General features: G+C 54.9%; 21 protein-coding genes. 15 read left to right on the top strand and 6 right to left on the bottom strand.

Annotation, left to right across the window (positions count from 1 at the left end; genetic code table 11):
* Nucleotides 1–104: 104 nt before the first annotated feature.
* From V8L71_RS16270 to V8L71_RS16255, 4 genes are all read right to left on the bottom strand, one after another.
* Nucleotides 105–614: a hypothetical protein gene (locus tag V8L71_RS16270; RefSeq protein WP_336274777.1), complete on the bottom strand. Its 510-nt coding sequence runs from the start codon at nt 612–614 to the stop codon at nt 105–107.
* A 479-nt stretch (nt 615–1,093) separates the two neighbouring features.
* Entirely contained in the window at nt 1,094–2,563 is a 1,470-nt protein-coding gene (locus V8L71_RS16265) for an NCS1 family nucleobase:cation symporter-1 (protein WP_336274776.1), read from the bottom strand.
* Between the two features lie 29 nt (nt 2,564–2,592).
* Nucleotides 2,593–3,951, bottom strand: coding sequence for an NCS1 family transporter (locus V8L71_RS16260; protein ID WP_336274775.1), 1,359 nt, complete (start codon nt 3,949–3,951; stop codon nt 2,593–2,595).
* Nucleotides 3,952–4,130: 179 nt separating this feature from the next.
* Nucleotides 4,131–4,886, bottom strand: coding sequence for an aspartate/glutamate racemase family protein (locus V8L71_RS16255; protein ID WP_336274774.1), 756 nt, complete (start codon nt 4,884–4,886; stop codon nt 4,131–4,133).
* Between the two features lie 319 nt (nt 4,887–5,205).
* Between V8L71_RS16255 and puuE the strand changes: the two genes are divergently transcribed.
* From puuE to V8L71_RS16215, 8 genes are all read left to right on the top strand, one after another.
* Entirely contained in the window at nt 5,206–6,144 is a 939-nt protein-coding gene (gene puuE, locus V8L71_RS16250; RefSeq protein ID WP_336274773.1) for an allantoinase PuuE, read from the top strand.
* An 11-nt stretch (nt 6,145–6,155) separates the two neighbouring features.
* On the top strand, nt 6,156–6,989 hold the full coding sequence (locus tag V8L71_RS16245) for a bifunctional allantoicase/(S)-ureidoglycine aminohydrolase (RefSeq protein ID WP_336274772.1): 834 nt from the start codon (nt 6,156–6,158) through the stop codon (nt 6,987–6,989).
* A 9-nt stretch (nt 6,990–6,998) separates the two neighbouring features.
* Nucleotides 6,999–7,487 carry an ureidoglycolate lyase gene (locus V8L71_RS16240; protein ID WP_336274771.1) on the top strand — a complete coding sequence of 163 codons (489 nt, stop codon included), beginning with the start codon at nt 6,999–7,001 and terminating at the stop codon, nt 7,485–7,487.
* 105 nt (nt 7,488–7,592) lie between these two features.
* Entirely contained in the window at nt 7,593–9,077 is a 1,485-nt protein-coding gene (pyk, locus tag V8L71_RS16235; RefSeq protein ID WP_008956009.1) for a pyruvate kinase, read from the top strand.
* Entirely contained in the window at nt 9,055–9,852 is a 798-nt protein-coding gene (gene modA / locus V8L71_RS16230) for a molybdate ABC transporter substrate-binding protein (RefSeq protein ID WP_336274770.1), read from the top strand. The genes pyk and modA overlap by 23 nt, the downstream gene beginning before the upstream one ends.
* A 13-nt stretch (nt 9,853–9,865) precedes the next feature.
* Nucleotides 9,866–10,534, top strand: a complete 669-nt coding sequence (gene modB, locus V8L71_RS16225) for a molybdate ABC transporter permease subunit (protein WP_336274769.1) — start codon at nt 9,866–9,868, stop codon at nt 10,532–10,534.
* Nucleotides 10,497–11,663: an ABC transporter ATP-binding protein gene (locus tag V8L71_RS16220; RefSeq protein ID WP_336274768.1), complete on the top strand. Its 1,167-nt coding sequence runs from the start codon at nt 10,497–10,499 to the stop codon at nt 11,661–11,663. The genes modB and V8L71_RS16220 overlap by 38 nt, the downstream gene beginning before the upstream one ends.
* Nucleotides 11,664–11,665: 2 nt before the next feature.
* Nucleotides 11,666–12,196 carry a DUF192 domain-containing protein gene (locus V8L71_RS16215; protein ID WP_336274767.1) on the top strand — a complete coding sequence of 177 codons (531 nt, stop codon included), beginning with the start codon at nt 11,666–11,668 and terminating at the stop codon, nt 12,194–12,196.
* Here V8L71_RS16215 and V8L71_RS16210 read toward each other — a convergent pair.
* Nucleotides 12,193–13,053 carry a DMT family transporter gene (locus tag V8L71_RS16210; RefSeq protein ID WP_008956014.1) on the bottom strand — a complete coding sequence of 287 codons (861 nt, stop codon included), beginning with the start codon at nt 13,051–13,053 and terminating at the stop codon, nt 12,193–12,195. The genes V8L71_RS16215 and V8L71_RS16210 overlap by 4 nt on opposite strands.
* 44 nt (nt 13,054–13,097) lie before the next feature.
* Nucleotides 13,098–13,832, bottom strand: coding sequence for a ParA family protein (locus V8L71_RS16205; RefSeq protein WP_336274766.1), 735 nt, complete (start codon nt 13,830–13,832; stop codon nt 13,098–13,100).
* Nucleotides 13,833–14,111: 279 nt separating this feature from the next.
* Here V8L71_RS16205 and V8L71_RS16200 point away from each other — a divergent pair, with 279 nt between their 5' ends.
* The 7 genes from V8L71_RS16200 to V8L71_RS16170 all read left to right on the top strand — a co-directional run bounded on the left by V8L71_RS16200 (nt 14,112) and on the right by V8L71_RS16170 (nt 22,689).
* Nucleotides 14,112–15,122, top strand: a complete 1,011-nt coding sequence (locus V8L71_RS16200; protein WP_336274765.1) for a DctP family TRAP transporter solute-binding subunit — start codon at nt 14,112–14,114, stop codon at nt 15,120–15,122.
* A 61-nt stretch (nt 15,123–15,183) separates the two neighbouring features.
* Nucleotides 15,184–15,663, top strand: a complete 480-nt coding sequence (locus V8L71_RS16195; protein ID WP_336274764.1) for a TRAP transporter small permease — start codon at nt 15,184–15,186, stop codon at nt 15,661–15,663.
* Complete coding sequence (locus tag V8L71_RS16190; RefSeq protein WP_101147491.1) at nt 15,653–16,957, top strand: TRAP transporter large permease; 1,305 nt, start codon at nt 15,653–15,655, stop codon at nt 16,955–16,957. Before V8L71_RS16195 ends, V8L71_RS16190 begins: the two co-directional genes overlap by 11 nt.
* Nucleotides 16,958–17,351: 394 nt before the next feature.
* On the top strand, nt 17,352–18,332 hold the full coding sequence (locus tag V8L71_RS16185) for a TAXI family TRAP transporter solute-binding subunit (protein ID WP_176302393.1): 981 nt from the start codon (nt 17,352–17,354) through the stop codon (nt 18,330–18,332).
* Between the two features lie 157 nt (nt 18,333–18,489).
* Complete coding sequence (locus V8L71_RS16180) at nt 18,490–21,084, top strand: TRAP transporter permease (RefSeq protein WP_336274763.1); 2,595 nt, start codon at nt 18,490–18,492, stop codon at nt 21,082–21,084.
* A gap of 11 nt (nt 21,085–21,095) precedes the next feature.
* On the top strand, nt 21,096–21,524 hold the full coding sequence (locus tag V8L71_RS16175; RefSeq protein WP_176302394.1) for a universal stress protein: 429 nt from the start codon (nt 21,096–21,098) through the stop codon (nt 21,522–21,524).
* 346 nt (nt 21,525–21,870) lie between these two features.
* Nucleotides 21,871–22,689: a DUF2189 domain-containing protein gene (locus V8L71_RS16170; protein ID WP_336274762.1), complete on the top strand. Its 819-nt coding sequence runs from the start codon at nt 21,871–21,873 to the stop codon at nt 22,687–22,689.
* Nucleotides 22,690–22,710 lie beyond the last annotated feature (21 nt).

The following is a 22,710-nucleotide window of genomic DNA, read 5'->3' as shown; positions in this document are numbered from 1 at the left end:
ATCAAATACCGGTGGCTACCGTTAACAGCCTACAGTTCGTTCGATAAGCTTTGTGAAGCGGTCAAAAACGTATGCAATGGTTACGGCACTAATTACTCTATAACTTATGCATAACCACTTATAAAATCTGAGCCAGAAGCACTCTTGATGGGGAAGTCGTTGCTTTGTAGCTCCCGAACGATGGCTGGTAGCCGGTGTATGGTTATTCCATGCTCGGCAATAAGCCCTACTTCCTGCTCAGATTTGACGTTGTTTATGACCAGCTCGGAGGACCACTCGCCGCTCCACAGAGATTCCATAAGTGACCGCTTCTTGGTGGCATGAAACTTCCCTTCCACCCATTCGGCAACACCCTCCACAAGCTCTTCCTGTGAGCGCGCTGCGCTATTTGCAGCCCGACCCGTCTTTCGCGCTGCTTTGGGAACCTTGGAGATATAGCTGACGGGCCTCATTGAAGCCTGGACCTCTATATGACGGCAGACAGGGCTTTCGCCTGATTTGAATTTGACTGCAACCAGATCAATCTCGTTAACGCCAAGACGGATACCACGGATAGTGAAGTAACCCTGCCTATTCAGCCACTCTTCGACAATTTCTTCGGCCAAAAGGGCCATAGCAATACCTCTTTACAGACACACAACAGTTTATTCATACGCATGCGCGTTTTCCTGGGAAGCCAAAAACCACCAATAAGCAACAAGCGACTGATATGAAATGAAAATACTCGCCTTATCCTGGTTAAGGCCGCCAGAAAAATGTGCATGCGCATAAGCATACCAGGTCACTTTTTTAATTTGCGCATAAACATACATAATCTTTTTACAACTTATTGTTTTTAGTTATTTTAATGAAATGCTATCCAGAAAAATAAGCACATGTTCCCTAGAGCCTACCAGAAAAGCGCGCACGACAGATCGAAAATACCTCATTCCGCTGAGTTTTGATACCGCCAAATACGTTGCTTGGTAGCGCCACGCGAGGGTGCCGACAGGTTCCAAACCGGCCGCGCCAGGCCACGACCCAAAAAAAGCGCCACCGGCAAAGCCGGTGGCGCTTGTATGAGCTTTTAATCAGCTAGTTACGACCCTTTTGTCTACTTCGCCGCCAACGCAGGCGCTGCTTTAAACTGCCGCATCAAGCCGTAGTAGAACAGCCCGCCTAAGCCAGCACCAATTAGCCAGCCATAACCGCCAAGGGCTGAAAGCGCGGGTACTAGCACGGTAGAGAGCGAAAATAGTGCCGCAACGCCAAAGGCAATAAGCGCGCGGGTGTTCCAGCCGTTGACGTAGTAGTAGGCGCTGCCCGGTGCTGATGAGAACAGCTCCTGCATGTTCAAGTTCTGGCGCTTAATCAGGTAGTAGTCGACCACGATAATGCCGTAGAAGGGCGCGACGATGGCCCCGAGCGCGTTTACAAAGCCGGGAACGCCAATCTGGCTGATGACCGAAAGCCATAGCGCGCCGACAAAGAACGCGATTACTGCGGTAATCAGACCGCCCATCTTGAAGCTGATTTTGCTGGGAAACAGGTTGGCAAGGTCGTAGGCGGGTGGAATGAAATTGGCGACTAGGTTGATACCTACCGTGGCAGCAAAGAAGGTGAGGGCGGCGATAATCGTCAATGGCAGTGAATCCACCCGTTCAACGATATCGGCGGGGTTGGTCAGCGCTTCGCCAAACAGCACAAGCGTACCGGCGGTGATAATCAGCGCTATAAACGAGAAAAACGCCACGTTAAGCGGCAAACCCAGCAAGTTGCCTAGCTTCATCTGGCGTTCGGTTTTTACAAAGCGGGTGAAGTCGCCGAAGTTAATCACCACCGCCGCGAAATACGCCACCATGGTGCCGACAATCGCCATAAAGGCCGCGATTGAGCTTCCACTGGTTTCACTGCCACCGCTGAAAATGGTGCCAATGGCAGGGATTAGCTCACTTCCCGCCTGATACCAGACAATGATCATCAACACCAACATCACCACGTAGACCAGCGGGCCTGCCCAGTTCAGGAAGTGCTTAATGCGGTCAATGCCTTGCCAGAAAATTGCGATTTGAAACAGCCACACAATCACGAACGACACCCAGGCTACGCCGGAAAGCCCCAGGAAGGTGCTGCCGCTGCCTGCACCCACAAAGGCGGTAATGAGTAGGGTGACAGCGGTGGAAGCGAAGTAGGTCTGCACACCGTACCAAAAGATCCCCACGATGGCGCGCAGCATCGCGGGTAGGTTCGCGCCGCGTACGCCCATGCTGGCGCGAACCATGACGGGGAAAGGAATGCCGTATTTAACGCTGGGCTTACCGGTGAGGTTGACCAGAAACATCACGATTACGCCCGCCAGAATAATCGCCGCCATCACCGCCCAGCCATTCAGGCCGTAGGTTAAAAACAGCGAGGCGGCGAGGGTGTACCCAAACAGGCTCTGGATATCGTTAGACCAAACGTTAAAGATCTCAAACGCGCCCCAGTTACGATCCTGGGGTTTAAGCGGCGCGAGATCCTCGTTATAGAGCGTCGGATCAATGTGTTTAATATCCAGGTCACTAACGTCATTACTCTCTTTCATCTTATTAGCTCTTCGGTTGGCAAATGGAGTTACTGACTAAAGCGCTGGCAGGGAGCCCAGTACTTCATCAATAGATAGTAGGTAACACCGGCGGGGATCAGGCTGGCGTACCACGAGATCGCCGAGAAAGAGAGCGCCGCCACAATGCCCACCGCTGTGGCGATGAAAGCGGCCAGGTTAATACCTTTATAAGGCCCGTTAACGTCATACAGTTTGTCGATATCCAGCGTGCGACGGCGAATCACATAATAATCGACCACCAGAATGGCGAAGATGGGGCCCAAAAAGGCAGAGTACGTTTGCACAAACAGCTGTAGGCCTGCAGCGGAGCCCGGCTGCACCAGCTTCCAGGGAAAGGTCGCAAAGGCCAGTAGCCCAACGATCACCGTGGCCACCGAGAACTTGATCTTGAAGATGTCCATCAGCACATAGGTCGGCGGTACCACGTTGTTGAGTACGTTGGTGGTGACCTGGGCAAAGGCGATAAACAGTAGGGTGGTCATTAACAGCGGGGTGTTGTCGACGGCGTTGGCAAACACCTGGATGGGGTCGGCGGTGCCGGTGGCTTGCGAGACCATATAGCCGATCAAGCCCATAAACAGCGTGCAGGGCAGAATCGACATGGCGTAGATGGTGGTCAGCAGGCTCTGGGCCGTGCCCTTTTTATGCTCGCGGGAGTAGTCGCTGACGTTGAGCATCATGGTGCTGTAGATGCCCAGGAACAGCATGGTCGCGCCCCAGAACGGCATGCCCCAGGAGCCTTCCATGGTCAGCAGGCTGGCGGAAAGCTCATCGCCATAGCGTTGCACCGTGGCGTAAAACATATACACCAGCGAGGCGAGGATAAAGGCGCTGCCGATATTCTCTAACCACTTGATGCCCTGAAAGCCCATCACCGACAGGCCGATTTGCAGAAACTGGAAGGTAATGAAGTAGAAGATAAGGTTGTCGAAACCGAACAGGGTGGCCGACACCATATTGAGCGCCCCGGCACCAATCCAGCTTTGAAAGCCGTACCACACTACCGCAGGTACCGCGCGCACCAGGCCCGGTAAACGCGTGCCGGTAAAACCAAACGCGCTACGCGCCTGCACCATAAACGGAATGCCGTACTTGTATCCCGCGGCCCCGTTAATGGCCAGGGCTATCCCGATCACAAAGCAGCCGATGGCAATGGCCAGGGTGGCTTGTAACAGGTTTAAGATGCCGACCACGCTGGAGCCCATGGCGAAGGTGCCAATTGAAACGCAGCCGCCGAACCACGCCAGAAAGTAGGAGCCGCGCCCCATAATACGGGTGTGTTGAGGGGCCAGGCTTTCCGCCCCGAGTGCTTTTGATCCAGCATCGGATCGTTCTTCTGACGCAAGAGCCGAGGGTGAAGCGCTCATGATGTCGTCCTCGCAAGATTATCGGTTTTATTGGCAGCTTGGGTACTTTATGTACCCAAGCAACGCTTGCGGCGTGGCGTGCTAATGGACGTACTGGTTTTTAAAATATAGTTTTCAAAATTCTGTTTAATTTATTGTTTTTAAATGCTTTGTAGTCGTTGTTATGTTTTTTTCAGCTGTTATGACTTATGCGGTAAATCCAGATTGGAAAGTTCAGAAAACTTACCGGTGAAGGTTTTTGGCCGTGGGTAGGCAAGGTCGCCGTACTTACTGGTATACAGCCCTAAACTGACCAGTGACTCCGCCAGTTTCAGCGCTGCGGTGACACCTTCTACTACCGGCAGGCCCACTTCGCGGCTAATTTGCTGGGTCAAATTGGCCATGCCGCCGCAGCCTAAAACGATAGCGCCAATGCCATCTTCATCCCTGGCGCGGCAGCACTCTTCAACAATGCGCGTAAACGCCGCGTCAGGGTGATGCTCAAGATCCAACACGGGGATTTCAGCGGCGCGTATACGACGGCAGTGGTGACTAAAGCCGTACTGTTGAAGTAGATGCTCGGCGATAATGCCGGTGCGGCCCAGGGTCGTGACGATGGAAAAGCGCGTGCTGACCAGCGTAGCAAGATGAAAGGCCGCTTCAGCGATGCCAATGACCGGTGCGCGGGTCAGTTCTCGTGCGGCAAGCAAGCCAGGGTCGCCAAAACAGGCCACTATATAGGCATCAATGCCGCCTTCGCGCTCGCCCTTGAGGACTTCTTCGGCCACCCCTACCGCACTGATCACTTCGTCGAAATGGCTCTCGATAGAAACCGGGCCAGCATCCGGCTGTGAAGCGCTCACCGTGGTGCCAGCGCCTGCCTGTTGCTGTGCTGCCTGATGAATAGCAGCGGTCATTGAGGCCGTGGTGTTGGGGTTAATAATTCGTATATGCACGTTAAATAATCCGCATGTAAACAATATAACTTTTCTTGTATACAAAAATAGGGCGGTTTCTAGCGAGACGCAAGGGTCTAGCCGCGAATACATGACGAAAGTGATAGGCTAAAAGTTTGACCAATTGTTCAAGATTCAATGGCTTAACGGTTTTGATAGCGAGAAAGGCTATTGATGTCAGAGGATTAGCGTCCAGCTGCGTTGCGGTACGCTATTAATGCCGCTATTTTGTATACAAATAATTAGTTGCCGCACTGGCATTGCTCATCAAATAGAAGCTAACCAGTGCTGGTCAGAAATATGACTGAAGGAGCTAACCATGTCGTCCTCATCCAAGGTGCATTACCCACGTGATTTGATCGGTTACGGTCGCAATCCGCCTCACGCCAATTGGCCCAATAAGGCCAAAATTGCCGTTCAGTTCGTGCTTAATTACGAAGAGGGCGGCGAAAATAGCGTGCTGCACGGCGATTCAGGCTCGGAGCAGTTTCTCTCTGAGATTATCGGTGCCCCGGCTTATCCAGACCGCCATTTGAGTATGGAGTCTATTTACGAATATGGCTCCCGCGCCGGGGTGTGGCGCATTTTGCGCGAGTTTGAAAAACGCGATCTACCGCTCACGGTGTTTGGCGTGGCCATGGCGCTGAAGCGCAATCCAGAGGTGGCTATGGCCTTTAAAGAGCTAGGCCACGAGATTGCCTGCCACGGCTATCGCTGGATTCACTATCAAGAAGTGCCCGAGCACGTTGAGCGGGAGCATCTACAGCAGGCCGTGGAGATTTTTCAGCGCCTTTATGGTGAGAAGCCTCAAGGTTGGTACACCGGCCGCGATAGCCCCAATACCCGGCGGTTAGTACTCGATGAGGGCGGTTTCCTTTACGATAGCGACTATTACGGTGACGACTTGCCATTTTGGACGCAGGTGACCGATAGTCAGGGCAGTGACCACAACCATCTGATAGTGCCCTACACCCTGGACAGCAACGATATGCGCTTTGCCGCGCCGCAAGGTTTCAACACGGCGGATCACTTCTTTACCTACCTGCGCGATGCCTTCGATGTGCTTTACGCAGAAGGGGAAGAGGCACCCAAAATGCTCTCAATAGGCATGCACTGTCGTTTGTTGGGCCGCCCGGGCCGTTTTCGCGCGCTGCAGCGCTTTTTGGATTATATCGAAACCCACGACCGCGTTTGGGTCGCTCGCCGGGTCGATATCGCCCGTCACTGGGCAGAGCACCACCCGGCGCCAACCCGTTGAAAGGCAAAACAATGAAACAACCTACTTACTACGCTCCCGCCGGCGGGCACCCGCCGCAAACCCAAATAACCGCTGACCGTGCTGTATTTACTGAAGCCTATGCGCTGATTCCTAAAGGCGTGATGCGCGATATCGTCACCAGCAACCTACCGTTTTGGGAAGGCACGCGGTTGTGGGTGCTGGCACGGCCGCTGTCCGGGTTTGCTGAAACGTTCTCCCAGTACATCATGGAAGTTCAGCCCCAGGGCGGTAGCGATAAGCCCGAGCCAGACTCCCAGGCGGAAGGGGTGCTGTTTATTGTTGAAGGTGAGTTAACGCTTACTTTATCGGGCGAGCGCCACGTTATGCAGCCCGGCGGCTATGCGTTTATTCCTCCTGGCAGTTCCTGGCAGGTGCGCAACGAATCAAACGTGCCGGTGCGTTTCCACTGGGTACGCAAGGCGTATGAATTTGTGGAAGGGCTCGAGGTGCCACAAGCGTTTGTGACCAACGAGCAGGATATTGCGCCTATCGAGATGCCGGGCACCGAAGGGCGCTGGGCTACCACGCGTTTTGTCGACCCTGCGGACGTTCGCCACGATATGCATGTCAATATCGTGACGTTCCAGCCCGGCGGCGTGATCCCCTTTGATGAAACCCATGTCATGGAGCATGGTTTATACGTGCTTGAAGGCAAGGCCGTTTATCACTTGAATCAAAATTGGGTAGAAGTAGAGGCGGGCGATTTTATGTGGCTACGCGCTTTCTGTCCCCAGGCCTGCTACGCCGCTGGCCCAGGGCCGTTCCGTTATTTGTTGTATAAAGATGTTAACCGCCACGCTTCTCTCAAATTGTCGTCACGCTAAGGAGCTGTAATGTTGACACTGAACGCTGAGCCGCTGACGGCCGAGGCCTTTGCCCCTTTTGGCGATGTGGTGGATGCACGTACCTCCGCGTCGTTTCCTATCAACGCCGGTCGCACTCAGCGCCACCATGATCTGGCGAAGGTCGAAACCCTGGGCGAAAACGCCCACACGCTGATCAACATCTTTGTTAGCCAGCCGGTCACACTGCCGCTTGAGCTCACGTTTTTAGAGCGTCATCCCCAGGGCAGCCAAGCGTTTATGCCGCTTCATCAGGAACGTTTTATCGTTGTAGTGGCGCCGCCCGGTGAATATATCAATCCTGACGAAGTGCGTGCTTTTGTGACCGATGGCCGCCAAGGCGTGAATTACCGCGCAGGCACTTGGCACGCCATTCAGTCAGTGCTAGAACGTGAGGGCGAGTTCTTGGTGGTGGATCGGGGCGGCGATGGCAATAACTGCGATGAGTTTCCCCTGGCAATTACCGTTATGTTGGAATAATACGTACATTTCGTGTTGCAGGGCTGTCATATAGAACGCGTTAAACTGATAAGCTAGTGTTATTAAACAAAGTCACTACACGCTCATTAGCATGGTTGGAATATTATGAACGCACTGCACTTCTCTACGATCCGTCGTACCAAAATTGTCGCCACCCTTGGGCCTGCCAGCGACCGTGAAGGTGTATTGGAGGCCATGCTCAAGGCGGGTGTTGATGTGGTGCGTCTTAATTTCTCTCACGGTACCGCCGATGATCACCGCCGCCGGTTAACCGAGGTGCGTGAAATTGCCGCCAAACTGGGCCGCAGCGTAGCGGCTCTAGGCGACCTCCAAGGCCCCAAGATCCGCATTGCGCGGTTTAGAGATGGCTCCGTAGTGCTTAAAGAAGGCCAGCCGTTCATTCTCGATATGGAACTCGATGGCGATGCCGGTGATATCCACCAAGTGGGTTGTGACTACAAAACCTTGTCACAAGATGTGGCCGCCGGTGATCGTCTGCTGCTAGATGACGGACGTTTGGTGCTGGATGTGGCTCGCGTTGAAGGGCAACAGGTACATACCACCGTGGTTGTGGGCGGCAAGCTCTCCAACCATAAAGGCATCAACAAGCAGGGCGGCGGCCTCTCCGCCCCGGCGTTGACCGAGAAAGACAAAGAAGACCTCAAAACCGCTGTTGATATTGGCGTCGACTATCTCGCGATTTCCTTCCCTCGTCATGCCGAAGATATGCTGGAAGCACGCCGTTTACTGGGCGAAGCGGGTAAGGACATTGGCTTGGTCGCCAAGGTCGAGCGCGCTGAAGCGGTCGCTGATGACGCCACCCTGGACGGCATTATCGAAGCTTCCGAAGCGGTCATGGTGGCACGCGGTGATTTAGGCGTAGAAATTGGCGATGCCAAGTTGGTTGGCGTTCAGAAACGTATGATCAAGCGGGCGCGTTCTCTTAACCGTGCTGTGATTACCGCAACGCAGATGATGGAAAGCATGATTTCGGCGCCGCTACCCACTCGTGCCGAAGTGTTTGATGTGGCCAACGCGGTATTGGATGGCAGCGATGCGGTCATGCTCTCAGCGGAAACCGCCGCGGGTGACTATCCGTTGGAAACGGTAGAAGCAATGTCGCGTGTTTGCCTGGGCGCTGAGCGTGAAAAATCTGCCCAGGAGTCTGGTCACCGTATTCATGAAGGCTTTACTCGCCCAGATGAAACCATCGCGCTTTCCGCTATGTATGCTGCGAACCATATGACTGGCATTACCGCGATTGCCTGCATGACATCGTCGGGCTATACGCCATTGATCGCGTCGCGCATTCGTTCCGGCCTGCCGATTGTGGGCTTGGCGCATAACCCTATCGCTCAGCGCCGTATGGCACTTTACCGTGGAGTCGTTTCGCTGCCCTTCGATACCTCTGATATGACACCCACCGAGCTAAACGACCGTGCGCTGGAACTGTTGGTGAAGACAGGTATCTCCAAAGCAGGCGATCACGTGATCCTTACCCGCGGCGACCATATGAATGCTCATGGCGGTACCAATACCATGAAGGTGATGGAGATTACCGATCAGCATGCTGAGCCTAGCAACAGCTAATGTAGCTCGCGGGCTGCTGCTGGTCTGCTTGCTATTAACAGGTTCCCCCGCAGCAGCAGGGGGGCCTCCTATTGTAGCGGCGGCCTCTGATCTGCAGTTTGCGCTGACTGAGGCCGCGGAGCAGTTTCAACAAGAAACCGGCCACGCGCTGCGGTTGAACTTTGGTTCGTCGGGCAACTTCCGTCGCCAAATCGCCCAGGGCGCACCTTTCGAGCTGTATCTTTCTGCTGATGAGCGTTACGTTCAGGCGCTTTATAAAGAGGGTCACACCAAAGACGAGGGCGTTATTTACGCCATTGGTCGGTTAGTGTGGCTGCAGCGCGCAGGGCGCGGTGATTTGCCCAGTGCCGATGCGCCACTGGCTGGGGTAGAGGCCGCGCTTGAAGCGCAAGTGAGCGGCACTACTGAACGCATCGCCCTGGCGAATCCCGAACACGCGCCCTATGGCGTGGCGGCGCAGCAGGTTCTTGAGCACGCCGGGCTTTGGGAGCCAACTGAGCCGCTGCGAGTGCTGGGAGAAAATGTCTCACAAGCGGCACAGTTTGCGCTTTCCGACGATGCGCGCGGTGGTCTGGTGGCTTACTCCTTGGCATTGGCGCCTGCACTTAGTGAACGAAGTGAGTACGTACTCATCCCTGAGGGCTGGCATAGCCCGCTTCGACAACGCATGGTGTTGACTAATCGGGCGGGAACAGTGGCCAGTGATTTTTATCACTGGTTACAGCAAGACGAAGGGCAATCCATCTTGCGCCGCTACGGGTTTAGCGTCGAATAATGGATGGCTCTTAATGGATTGGTCGGCACTCTCGGTTTCGCTACGCCTCGCGGCTTTCACCTGCCTCATTCTTCTACCCATCGCTATATGGTTAGGCCGCTCTCTGGCCTATACGCGTTTCCGGGGCAAAGGACTATGCGAAGCGCTGATTGCACTACCGCTGGTATTGCCGCCTACCGTACTGGGCTTTTATCTGCTGTTGAGCTTTGGCCGTGATGCGCCGGTGGGCTCGCTTTGGGCAGAAATGACCGGCAGCGGGCTGAATTTCACTTTCTCGGGCATATTACTGGCCTCCCTGATCGCCAATCTACCGTTTGCTGTGCAGCCCATTCAGCGCGCCTTTGAGCACGTGCCCCACAACCTGCGCGAAGCGGCCTGGTGCAGCGGCTTGAGCCCCTGGCAAACGCTGCTGCGTATCGAACTGCCCTTGGTGTGGCCAGGCATTATGTCCGCGGCAGCGCTCACCTTCGCCCATACGCTGGGCGAATTTGGCGTCATCTTGATGGTGGGGGGCGCTATCGATGGCGAAACCCGCACCCTTGCCATTGCCATCTATGATCGCGTTCAAGCCTTTGACGAACAGGGCGCGGCGCAGATGTCGGCGCTATTGCTGTTGGTGTCGTTTATTACCTTGGGGCTTGTCTATGGACTGGCCGGGCGCAGGCGGTGGGCACGTGGCTGAGTCGTGTATCGCAAGCCTGCGTGTGGCGGTCAATCAAACGGGGCCGATTCCACTGGCCGCCGAGTTTATCTGCCAACCCGGCGAACTGCTGGCGCTGGTAGGGCCGTCGGGCAGCGGGAAAACCACGCTGCTGCGGACTATTGCCGGGCTCTATCGCCCTCAAAATGGACGGGTGGAATGTGCTGGCGACGTTTGGTTTGATGCTGAACGTAAGCATTCACTTCCGCCCCAGCGTCGGCAAGTTGGCATGGTGTTTCAGGACTATGCGCTGTTTCCTCACTTAACCGCGTTAGAAAATATTCAACTGCCGCTGCGTCACCTGCCTCAACCTCAGCGCCGAGAACAGGCGGAACAGTGGCTGGCCAAGGTGCGTTTAGACGGGCTGGGCAAGCGCTACCCTAATGCGCTTTCCGGTGGGCAACGCCAGCGTGTCGCGCTTGCCCGCGCCTTGGCCCGCGATCCGAAAGTGCTGTTGCTCGATGAGCCGTTTTCAGCGGTGGATCAAGTCACCCGTCGGCGTTTGCAGCGCGAGCTGGCACTACTGCGCCAGCAAATCGAGATCCCCATCGTGCTGGTGACGCATGACCTGGAGGAAGCTACTGCACTGGCCGATCAAATCTGCGTGTTGCATAACGGAGTAAGCCTTCAGCAGGATTCACCCGAGGTGCTGTTCAGTCGCCCAGCCTCGCCGTTAGTGGCACGCTTGCTGGACCGCCATAATCTCTTTGAAGGCACCGTCGTAGAGTTAGAAGGGCAGCGCCGCCTGCAGTGGGGGGAAACTTACCTGGAAGTCGCTGAAGAACTCGCCAACCTGCCATTGGGAGAAACCGTGGCCTGGTATTTGCCGCCTTCCGATATTGTGCTTCACCGGCGTGATCGGCCGTCGCAAGGCGAGCGGGAAAACCCGCTGGCTGCCACGGTCAGTGAGGTAGTGGTGTTGGGTGGCATTACGTCAGTTTCCTTAAGCGTTGACCACGGTGATATGTTACGTTTCGACATTGCCACCCATGCTGCACGTCGCAATCAGTTAACCCGCGGGGCAGTGGTGAATGTTTCACTGCTGGCGGCAGGAATACACCTGTTGCCAGGCCACCGAGTTCGCGCAGATGCGCATGACAAAAGGAAGTAAGCATGGATCACACGCGTCGCACGCTGCTTAAAGCATCGTTACTGTTACCGCTGGCGGCGCTGTTGCCGATGTCGTTACTCAGCTCGTTTGCCTGGGGGCAGGCAACGAAAGAGATGCAGACGCTGGCGCTGGCTATTCATAGCGAGGGCGGGCCGCACCGCTTAGACGTTGAGGTGGCAGAAACATCCTCTCAGCGACAGCGCGGATTGATGGGGCGTGAGAGCCTGCCGGAAGCGCAGGGCATGCTATTTCGTTTTGAGAATGAACAATCGGTCAATAACGCTTTTTGGATGTATAAGACATTGATTCCCCTTGATATTGCCTTTATCGATGCAAATGGCCGTATCGTGGCGATTAATACCATGCCGCCCTGTGAGTCCACTTCACCGAGCGACTGCCCCTCTTACCCTCCTGGTACGGCGTATCATTCAGCGCTAGAGGTTAATGGTGGGTACTTTGCCGAGCGCGGCATCAAAGTAGGCGACTGTGTGTCCATCCCTGAAGACACCGGCTTCTGCCAACCTGAGAATTAAGCGGGGCGAGGGTTGCGGCGAAACTTCAGCACAATCAGAGCGATACCCGCGACTACTAAGCCACCGCCCACCAGTTTATGAAAGCCTAGGCTGTCGCCCATCAATAGCGCGCCTAGGCCGACCGCCAATACCGGTACGAGCAGCGTCATGGGTACTACGCGATTAACCGGATGGCGGCGCAACAGCGCGTACCAAATCCCGTAAGCCACAATCGATGACATGACCGCGGTGTACACCATCGCCCCCCAGCCTACCCAGCTTGCCTGCCGCATCGCCTGCCACTGACCGCTTTCAAACAGCCACGAGCCCAGCGCTACCTGGGGCACTGCAAATAGCGCCACCCAACCTGCAAGCGCTAAGGGGGCGATGGGTGGGCCACGTTTAATCAATAGCTGCGATACCGCCCAACCGAGAGCGCTCATCAATAAAATACTGAGCGGCAGAGGCGAAGGCAGTGTGGGCCCTCCGGCGAGCACGATCACTCCGGCAAACGAGAGTAGCAGCCCCGCGATACGTTTGGGTCCCAGCTTCTCTTTAAGAAATACCACGGCTAGCAGCGTCGCAAAAGGCGTACCCATTTGTACCAACAGCGCCCCCGTGCCTGCTTCGGCCTGCCCCAAGCCAATAAATAGCAGGGCAAAGTGGAGACTGCCGAAGGTGATGGATAACAGCAGCAAAAACGGCAGCTGTGCCCGCGCTACCGGGTAGAAGGGCACCAGCAGCGCCGCGACCAACATAAAGCGCAGCGTGGTCATCAACAGCGGCGGCAGCTCCACCACACCGACCTTGATCACAATGATATTCAGCGCCCAAATGACGATAACAAATAGGCCAAGCAGCAGGTCGCGTAGGGGCACATTGATGTCCGTTCATTGATGTTTTTGCTAGATGAAAACGAGCGTCATTGCATACGCTGCGCGATCTCACGCCACAGTGCGGCGTAGGCGCGACCGCCTGGACTGCTGCGGGCGAAATGCCCGACTGGCGCGCGTTCGACACCCATGCGCTCGACCGCACTGGCGTTGGGCACGGTCGTTGACAGGCGTCTCGGCCAGCGTTCGCTGAGGCTCTCCATCACCTCGCGGTGGAGGGTTTTGCGGCGGTCGGCGAGGGTGACGAACGGCCAGATCGGACAGGCCTGTTCAACCGCGTCAAGATGACTGTCCAGTTGCTCGAGGGTGCGCAAAGACAGGGTCGTCGGCACCACCGGCACCAGTAGGGCATCGACGCTGGAGAATATCTGGTCGGCGAGCGCCGACAAGCTCGGCGGGCAGTCGAGTATCACCAGGTCGTAACTGGTCATTACTGGCTTGAGGATCTTGCGCAGTCGACTAGGCTTGCGGGTTTCCATCGACGCTTCCAGGTCGCGTGAGCCCAGCGCCGCAGGCAGCAGGTCGAGCCCTTCAATGTCGGTCTCGCGGATCGCCCGATCAAGGTCGGCCTTGCCCTTGACCAGTTTGTCGACACCACCGCGCACTTTGGGTTTGCTGCGCAGGTAGAAGGTGGTGGCTGCCTGGGGGTCAATATCCCACAGCAACACTCGCTTGCCGTCGCGTGCCGCTTCAGCGGCGAGATTGACGGCGGAGGCGGTCTTGCCCACGCCGCCCTTGATACTGTAAAGCGCCAGCATCTGCATGGGAAACTCCTTGATTGGTAACTGTTTTAGTCTAACCGATTGGCCCACACGGATACGTGACGTTTCTATGACGGCGGCGGTGGTAGTAGCGTCACACCGCTGTGATACACGCCGAAAGTCGGTCGTTAATAGCCGATAGAATGGCTTTCCTTCCCCTCAAGAATACCTACAATGGAGTGCTTATCGCCAACATGCACGCAATGCGCACCGTTATTTAGGCGATACAGTGATAGACCTCCTAATAAAGTCACCATAAAAATCGATAAAAAAGGATCTACTATGACGCTTACACGCTCAATGGCTCGTTTCACTGCCGGCTTGGCCGGTGCGGCACTGCTTTCCGCTTCTCTATCAGCACAAGCTCGTGAACTCTCGGTTTCTACCGTTTTGTCTGACGCTTTCCCCTGGGGTCAGGCGGCGGAGAAGTGGGCAGAATTGGTCGAGGAACGCAGCGGTGGTGAACTCACGCTGCGCGTTTACCCCAACTCTCAACTGGTTTCCGGCGACCAAACCCGCGAATTTTCCGCTATGCGTTCTGGTCTAATCGACGCTGCTGTGGGCTCGACGATTAACTGGTCGCCCCAGGTGCCGGAACTCAATTTGTTCTCCTTACCGTTTTTCATTCCCGATGAAGCCGCCGTGGATGCGGTCACCGGTGGTGAAGCGGGGGAGCTAGTGTTTGAAGCAATCGAATCACGTGGGGTTATCCCGTTAGCCTGGGGTGAAAACGGTTTCCGTCAGGTTTCCAATTCGCGCGGGCCAATCAGCCAGCCGGATGACTTGGATGGTCTGAAGATTCGTGTGGTGGGTTCGCCGTTGTTCCAGGATACGTTCTCAGCACTGGGCGCCGATCCCACCCAAATGAGCTGGACCGATGCTCAGCCAGCGTTAACGACTGGTGCGGTAGATGGCCAGGAAAACCCGCTTTCGGTGTTTGACGTGGCGCGTATTGATCAAGTGGGCCAAGAGCATTTAACACTCTGGAACTACATGAATGATCCGCTGATTTTTGCCGTTAACCAGCAGGTTTGGCAGTCGCTCGATGAAGAGCAGCAAACCATGCTGCGTGAAACCGCCAAGGAAGCTGGGGAGTGGGAAATCGCCATGACCCGTGAAGAGGAGAGCGAACGCTTAGCGGCGATTCAAGAGCGCGGTGTGACGGTGACCGAGCTTTCTGATGAGCAGTACCAGGCGTTTGTCGATGCGACACAGTCCGTTTATGAGAAATGGGCGCCGCGCATTGGTGAAGAAGTGGTCAACGCCGCACAAACGGCTATCGACGCACGTTAATTACCTATGATGTTCTAACTCCCGGCCCTCAAGGCTGGGAGTTTTTTGCTGTGAGGCTGCCATGAAAGGCTTTCCTGATGCACGCCCCGAGCACTGGCTGGGCGCGCTGGCGTTAATCATTATCTCATTGATCAGCCTGGGTAATGTCATTACCCGCTATCTGACCGGTGGCTCTTTTTCATTTACGGAGGAGTTTTCGGTGTTTTTGTTGGTAGTGCTGACGTTTGCCGGGGCCTCGGTGGCGCTGCGGCGCAACCGCCATATCCGTATTGGCTTTCTGGAACGGGCACTGCCACCCAAATACCGTCGGGCTCTGATCCTTTTGCAAGCGCTGTGCGGTGCCATTGTGCTGGGTTTGATCACTTGGTATGGCGGCAAGTTGGCTTGGCAGGAGTACCAGTGGGAGTCGCTTTCGCCGGGGCTGGGGTTGCCTCAGTGGTGGTATTTAGTCTGGTTGCCAGTGCTTTCCGCGGCCATGTTATGGCGCTTGTTCCAGCAAACCGCTGACCGTTTGACGGGGAGGCTCACCGATGAGCCCTGATGTTTGGATGATTCTGGCCTTTGCAGGCTTGCTGATTGCGGGTGTGCCGGTGGCGTTTTCATTAGCGCTTTCCGGGGCTGTCGGTATCGTGCTTGGCTTGTCTCCGGATATGCTGGCGACCCTGGGCACTAATACCTATAACAGCATCGCCAAGTACCCCTTGATTGCGATTCCGTTATTCATTTTAACCGGGCTTATCTTTGAGCGTTCCGGTGTGGCGCTTCGCTTGGTGCGTTTTGCCCAGGCGCTGATTGGCCCTCGCCACGGCGGCTTGGCGCTGGTCGCGGTGTTGGTGTGTATGATTATGGGCGGCATGAGCGGCTCTGGCCCTGCCGATGCGGCGGCCGTGGCGATGGTGATGCTGCCCAGCATGACCAAAGCGGGCTACCCCAAGCCGTTTTCGGCCACGCTGATTGCGGCCTCAGCCTCGACGGCGATTCTTATACCTCCTTCAGTGGCACTGATTCTTTACTCGATTGTGGTGCCCGGTGTTGATTTGCGGGCGCTGTTTGCGGCGGGGCTGTTTCCTGGCATGTTGGCGGGGATAGCACTGCTGGTGCCTGCCATGATCGTTTCCAAACGCTATGGTTGGGAGGGCGGCACGCCGGTAGAGGGCGCTGAACAGCTCAGTGTGCGCACCACCTTTAAGCAGGCGATACCGGCGCTGTTTGCGCCGGTGCTGATTTTAGGCGGCTTGCGTTCAGGCTTGTTTACACCCACTGAAGCCGCCGTGGTGGCGGTGGCCTATGGCGCGATTGTCGGGCTTTTTCTTACTCGCGAACTGTCGCTACGCGATTTGTGGGAACTGTTAGGCGAGGCGGCGATTATCTCGGGGGTGGTGATGCTGATTATCGCGCTGGCCGGTATTTTTGCCTGGGCGGGCACCATGCTGGGCACCTTCCGCCACTTGGCGGAGTGGATCATTAGCCTGACCGATAACGGCGTGCTGCTGCTTATTCTGGTGATGTTGGCGGTGCTGGTCGCCGGGATGCTGCTGGATGCGATCTCGATTTATCTGATTATGATGCCGATCTTGATACCCGTGATGCAGCACTTTGAATGGAACCCGGTGTGGTTCGGCATTCTATTGGCAATGAACATTGCTATTGGCCAGTTTACCCCGCCGGTGGCTGTGAATTTGATGGTGACGACCGAGGTGGCCAAAATTCGTTTGGAGCAAACGCTCGGCTGGGCGCTGCTGTTTGTGGTGGCGATGGGGTGTGCGCTGGCGCTGGTGGCTATTTTCCCCGCTATCGCGCTGTGGCTGCCTACCGTGTTGGGCTATAACGTTTGATGCGGGCTCAGAAATTAGTGATCACAAGGCATTGCTCATGTCTAACAAGCAGCGCATATCCTTATCCCCTATGCCAAAACGGTATAGGGATTAACGCTTACTAAACGTTACCAACCACTAAACTACTATCTACCAAGCTGAAATGCGTTTTAAATAGCGATAGGTACTGCGGCATGTCGTTAAGCACGCTTTTTTCGCTAAAGGCTTAGTTTTTCGCTAAAGTAGTATTAGCAGGCAGCCAACGGGTGCTTGTAACAGATTGTCTTAAAAACAGTTTGTCTTGAAAATAGAATGTCTTGAAAAACGTTTTGGAGCAAAATCACCTATGGGAACAATTCACTAGGTGAGCCCAAAGCGTGCAGTGCTCATAACATCAATATAAAGAGGTGTGTTCATGAAACGCCATACGTTTTCTACCGCTGCTTTCTCCGGTGCGCTACTGGCCGCCGCTGCTTTCGCCTCTCCGGCGATGGCACAGGATGACGAGCAATTCATCACCATCGGCACCGGTGGCCAAACCGGCGTTTACTACGTCGTAGGGCAGTCGATCTGTCGTTTGGTTAATCGTCTTGAAGACGCTGATATTAAGTGTAACGCACCTTCCACCGGTGGTTCTGTCGCCAATATCAATGGCATCAAGTCCGGCGAATTGGACATGGGTGTCGCTCAATCGGATGTCCAGTACCAAGCCTACAATGGTACCGGGAATTTCGAAGGCGAGCCCTATGAGGACCTGCGGGCTGTGTTCCGTGTCCACGGTGAGCCATTGACCCTGCTTGCACGTGCTGATTCAGGCATCGAGACACTCGATGATTTGGAAGGAAAGCGCGTCAATATCGGTAACCCAGGCTCAGGCCAGCGCAACACCATGGAAGTGGTGATGGAGGCCAAGGGTTGGACCGAAGATACTTTCTCTTTGGCATCTCAGCTTGATGCGGCCGAGCAAGCAGCGGCGCTCTCCGATAATAACGTCGATGCCATGGTGTATGTCGTTGGCCACCCCAACGGTTCCATCCAAGAAGCCACCACCACGGTTGATGCTCGTTTGATTCCGCTGAATGACGAAGACATTCAAGGCATCATCGATGAATACCCCTACTACTCCGCATCGGTCATTCCGGGTGGTCTGTATCGCGGCAATGACGAAGATGTCGAAACTTTCGGTGTAGCAGCAACATTTGTCACCACCGCTGAAGCTGACGAAGAAGTTATCTACCAGACTGTAAAAGCGGTTTTTGATAACTTTGATCGTTTCAAGCAGCTGCATCCGGCTTTCGAGAACCTAGTTCCAGAAGAGATGGTAACTCAGGGCCTTTCCGCACCGTTGCATGATGGGGCGGCGCGTTACTACCGTGAGCAAGGCTGGATTGAGTAATCCTTCAGCCTGAGGTGTTGCTACCTTAGTAAGAAATGCGCGGTTACCCCAGGGTGCCGCGCATTTTGGTTTAGAATGTTGATAGGGCACTTAGAATGTTGATAGGGCATTTCGATATGGCAATGATGCGTCAATCGACTCGGAGCAGGGCAGTCATATGACAGAAGATAAGAACAGGCCTTCGGGAGCCGGAGGAGACTTGGAGGATATGGTCGCCTCCAGCGACACGGGAGCCCGCAAACCGGCCGGTATGCCCGGCAAGCTCTTGGTAAGCATTGCGGCAGCGTGGTCCCTTTTTCAATTGTGGATTGCATCCCCAGTGCCCTTCGTTCTGGGCTTTGGCGTGTTTAGTGCCACGGAAGCCCGCTCTATTCACTTAGCCTTTGCGCTTTTTCTGGCGTATATGGCCTACCCAGCACTTAAGCGCTCCCCGCGCGACCGTGTGCCGATCCAGGATTGGGTGCTGGCAGCGGCGGCGGCCTTTTGTGGCGCTTACATGTTCATGTTTTATGAGCAGTTATCGCAACGCCCCGGCGCACCGATACTGCAGGACGTGATTATTGGCATCGCCGGGATACTGCTGTTGCTCGAAGCGACACGTCGAGCGCTTGGCCCGCCGTTAATGATTGTGGCGTCAGTTTTTCTGCTTTATAGCCTGGCTGGCCCTTGGATGCCGGGGATTCTTTCCCACGGTGGGGTGAGTCTCTTTGGTTTGATTAATCATCAGTGGTTAACAACTCAAGGGGTCTTCGGTATTGCGCTGGGCGTCTCAACCAGCTTCGTATTCCTGTTTGTTTTGTTCGGTGCTCTGCTCGATAAGGCGGGTGCTGGCAATTACTTTATCAAAGTGGCGTTTTCACTGCTTGGTCACTATCGCGGTGGGCCAGCGAAAGCCGCCGTGGTGGCCTCTGCCATGACCGGTCTGATTTCTGGCTCCTCAATTGCCAATGTGGTGACCACCGGTACCTTTACGGTGCCGATGATGAAGCGTGTTGGGTTTTCCGCGGAAAAGGCGGGTGCTGTCGAAGTGGCATCGTCGGTCAACGGACAGATTATGCCGCCGGTGATGGGGGCAGCCGCTTTTTTGATGGTCGAATATGTCGGTATTTCTTATGTCGAAGTGATTAAGCATGCCTTCCTGCCCGCGCTGATTTCCTATATCGCGCTGGTCTACATCGTTCACCTTGAGGCCCTAAAAGCCAATATGAAGGGGCTGCAAAGCAGCAATCCACCTAAGCCGCTGGTCAATAAAGTGATCGGTTTTCTTGGTGGCTTGCTACTGATGATGGTCACCGCGTTGGCAGTCTATTACGGTCTTGGCTGGCTCAAGCCGGTGTTGGGTGAGGCGACGCCCTGGGTGGTGGCTGTTGGGCTTACGGTTATTTATATCGCTCTGCTCAAGCTGGCGGCCGGTTACCCCGAGCTTGAGCTCGATGATCCTAACGAACCGATCTACTCACTACCCCAGACTAAGCCGACAGTGCTGGTTGGCTTGCAGTACATCCTGCCAGTAATTGTGCTGGTCTGGTGTCTGATGGTGGAGCGCTTATCGCCAGGGTTGTCGGCGTTCTGGGCCACTGTGTTCATGATTTTTATCATTCTTACTCAGCGCCCGATTACATCGATTTTTCGCGGACGCAGCGATATGCGTGCGGATCTGCGTGAAGGTGCGATGGACCTGTGGAATGGCCTGGTCACTGGCGCCCGCAACATGATCGGCATCGGTATTGCGACGGCCACCGCCGGTATTATCGTCGGTGCCGTCTCGCAGACCGGGGTGGGCCTGGTGCTAGCCGAAGTGGTGGAAACGCTGGCCATGGGCAACTTGATGCTGATTTTGCTGCTTACCGCAGTGCTTAGTTTGATTCTCGGCATGGGGCTACCTACAACGGCTAACTACATCGTCGTCTCGGCACTACTGGCGCCGGTCATCGTCAACTTGGGCGCTGAAAATGGCTTGCTGGTGCCGTTGATTGCGGTACACCTGTTCGTTTTCTACTTCGGCATCATGGCCGACGTTACCCCGCCGGTGGGGCTTGCGTCCTTTGCGGCGGCGGCAGTATCCGGTGGTGACCCTATTCGAACCGGTTTTCAGGCGTTCTATTACAGCCTTCGTACCGCAGCACTACCGTTCCTGTTCATCTTTAATACCGACCTGCTGCTCATCGATGTGACCTTCCTTCAGGGGGTGCTGATCTTTGTAGTGTCGACCATCGCGATGCTGATTTTCGCCGCGGCGACCCAGGGCTTCATGATTACGCGCAACCGTTGGTATGAGTCTATTGTACTGCTGCTGATTGCGTTCACGCTGTTCCGCCCCGGCTTCTGGATGGACATGATTCATGATCCCTACGAATCCATCCCGCCCGCGCAATTTGTCGAAGCATTGGGTAGTGTCGATGAAGACTCCACGCTGCGCTTGCAGATTGCCGGTCTTGATGATTATGGCGATCCCATGACCACTTACATGACATTGCCGGTGCCTGAAGGTGAAACAGGTCAAGAGCGGCTTGATAACTTGGGTATGGAGCTATTTATTGAAGATGGCACGGCGACCGTTGATATGGTGACCTACGGCAGCCAAGCGGCTGAACTCGGTTTCGACTTCGATCAAGAAATCATCGAAGTGTTAGCCCCCGTGAACCGCTGGACGAAAGAGATCATGTGGATTCCTGCCTTCTTGCTCTTTGGGTTGATTGTGTTGATGCAGCGTCGGCGTCGTGATGACACCCAAGCGACCGCCACCGCATGAAGGAGAGTGCCATGTACAGTAAGATCATGTTGCCGGTGGATTTGAACGAGGAGGCTTCCTGGACGAAGGCGCTGCCCACGGCATTGACGCTATGCCGAACTTTCGGCGCCTCGCTTCATGTGGTTACGGTACTGCCGGACTATCGCATGCCCATGGTGGGTTCCTACTTCCCCAAGGACTTCGCCCAAAAAGCGCATGTCGCGATCACCGATGCGCTTCACGCGTTCATCAAAACGAATGTGCCCGATGATATTCAGGTGCAAAGTGTCATTGTGGATGGTTCGCCTTGGGAGGCCATTATCAAAGCCGCTAAGAAACTGGATGTGGATCTGATCGTCATGGCCTCTCACAATAAGCGTAAGTTTGTCGATTATGTGCTCGGCCCTAATGCAGAGCACGTTGTGCACCATGCCAAAATGTCGGTAATGATTGTGCGCTAGACATTCAAAGCGTCACGTAGCAAAAACCAAAAACTCCGGGCAGCTAGTCCGGAGTTTTTTATGGCTGGTACCTAAAGTTGGCTACATACGCTTTTGCTAACGCAGCAATTAAATTGGCGTTTTAAGACCTTCTCATGGATTTTTTGTACGCATAACCTTTCAGGCAACGCCTCGTGTCTTCAGGTCAGCTACATTAAGAGAGCATTAAGAAAGCACTGAGAGAATGCACTGAAAATAGTGTTAAGCCATTAAGTTGGCATTAATGCCAGCAGCGCTAACAAGCGCTAATGCTTTGAGGTAAATCCTGAATTCAGGACCTAGTATCAGGTACAACAGGAGTGATGCCATGAATGCGGCTACAACAAAAACAAACCACCATTCAGATCAGCCCAGCGTTAAAATTACTATTAATAAGGTCGGATTGGATCGGCCTAGAGCGTGGTTGGCCGCGGGTGTAGAGGATTTTCGCCGCGCAACGGTGGTCAGTCTTTCGTATGGCATGTTTTGGGTCGGCTTGAGTATTGCTATCACCCTGGGCGCATTCACGCTGGGGTACTGGTATTGGCTGCTACCCATGATTGCTGGCTTTATGTTTATTGGGCCCTTGGTCGCGGTAGGTTCGTATGGCATCAGCCGAGCCTTAGAACGGGGGCAAGTGCCTAACCTGGGGGATGCATTCGGAAGCTGGAGACCCCACGCCGGTCAATTGGCGATGATGGGCGTCATGATGATGATCTTCTTTCTGGCCTGGATTCGTTTGGCTACTCTGCTGTTTGCCCTGTTTTTTGGTTTCGAAGTTCCCAGCCCCGCCACACTGTATACCGCGCTACTGACGACGTCTGAAGGGTTGGGCATGCTCGCTGTCGGTACGATCGCTGGTGGCATTTTAGCCTTCGGCGCGTTTGCTATTAGCGTCGTAGCGATACCCACACTGATGGATCAAGACTTAACCTTTATGGAAGGGATTGAAGCCAGCGTACGCTGTGTTGCCCGGAACTTTCGCGTAATGCTGTTGTGGGCGGTGATTTTAACGCTGTGTGTGTTGGTGGGTGTGATGACATTCTATATTGGCTTGGCGCTAATCTTGCCAGTATTAGGTCACGCCAGCTGGCATGCCTATGAAGATTTAGTGCGCTTCGACCCGATTGAGAAAATTAGCTCGTAACTCGACTTTGAATTGCAAATA

The organism is Vreelandella indica (assembly GCF_037070225.1).
Classification (GTDB): Bacteria; Pseudomonadota; Gammaproteobacteria; order Pseudomonadales; family Halomonadaceae; genus Vreelandella; species Vreelandella arctica.
This window is presented reverse-complemented; position numbering and strand designations above follow the sequence as displayed.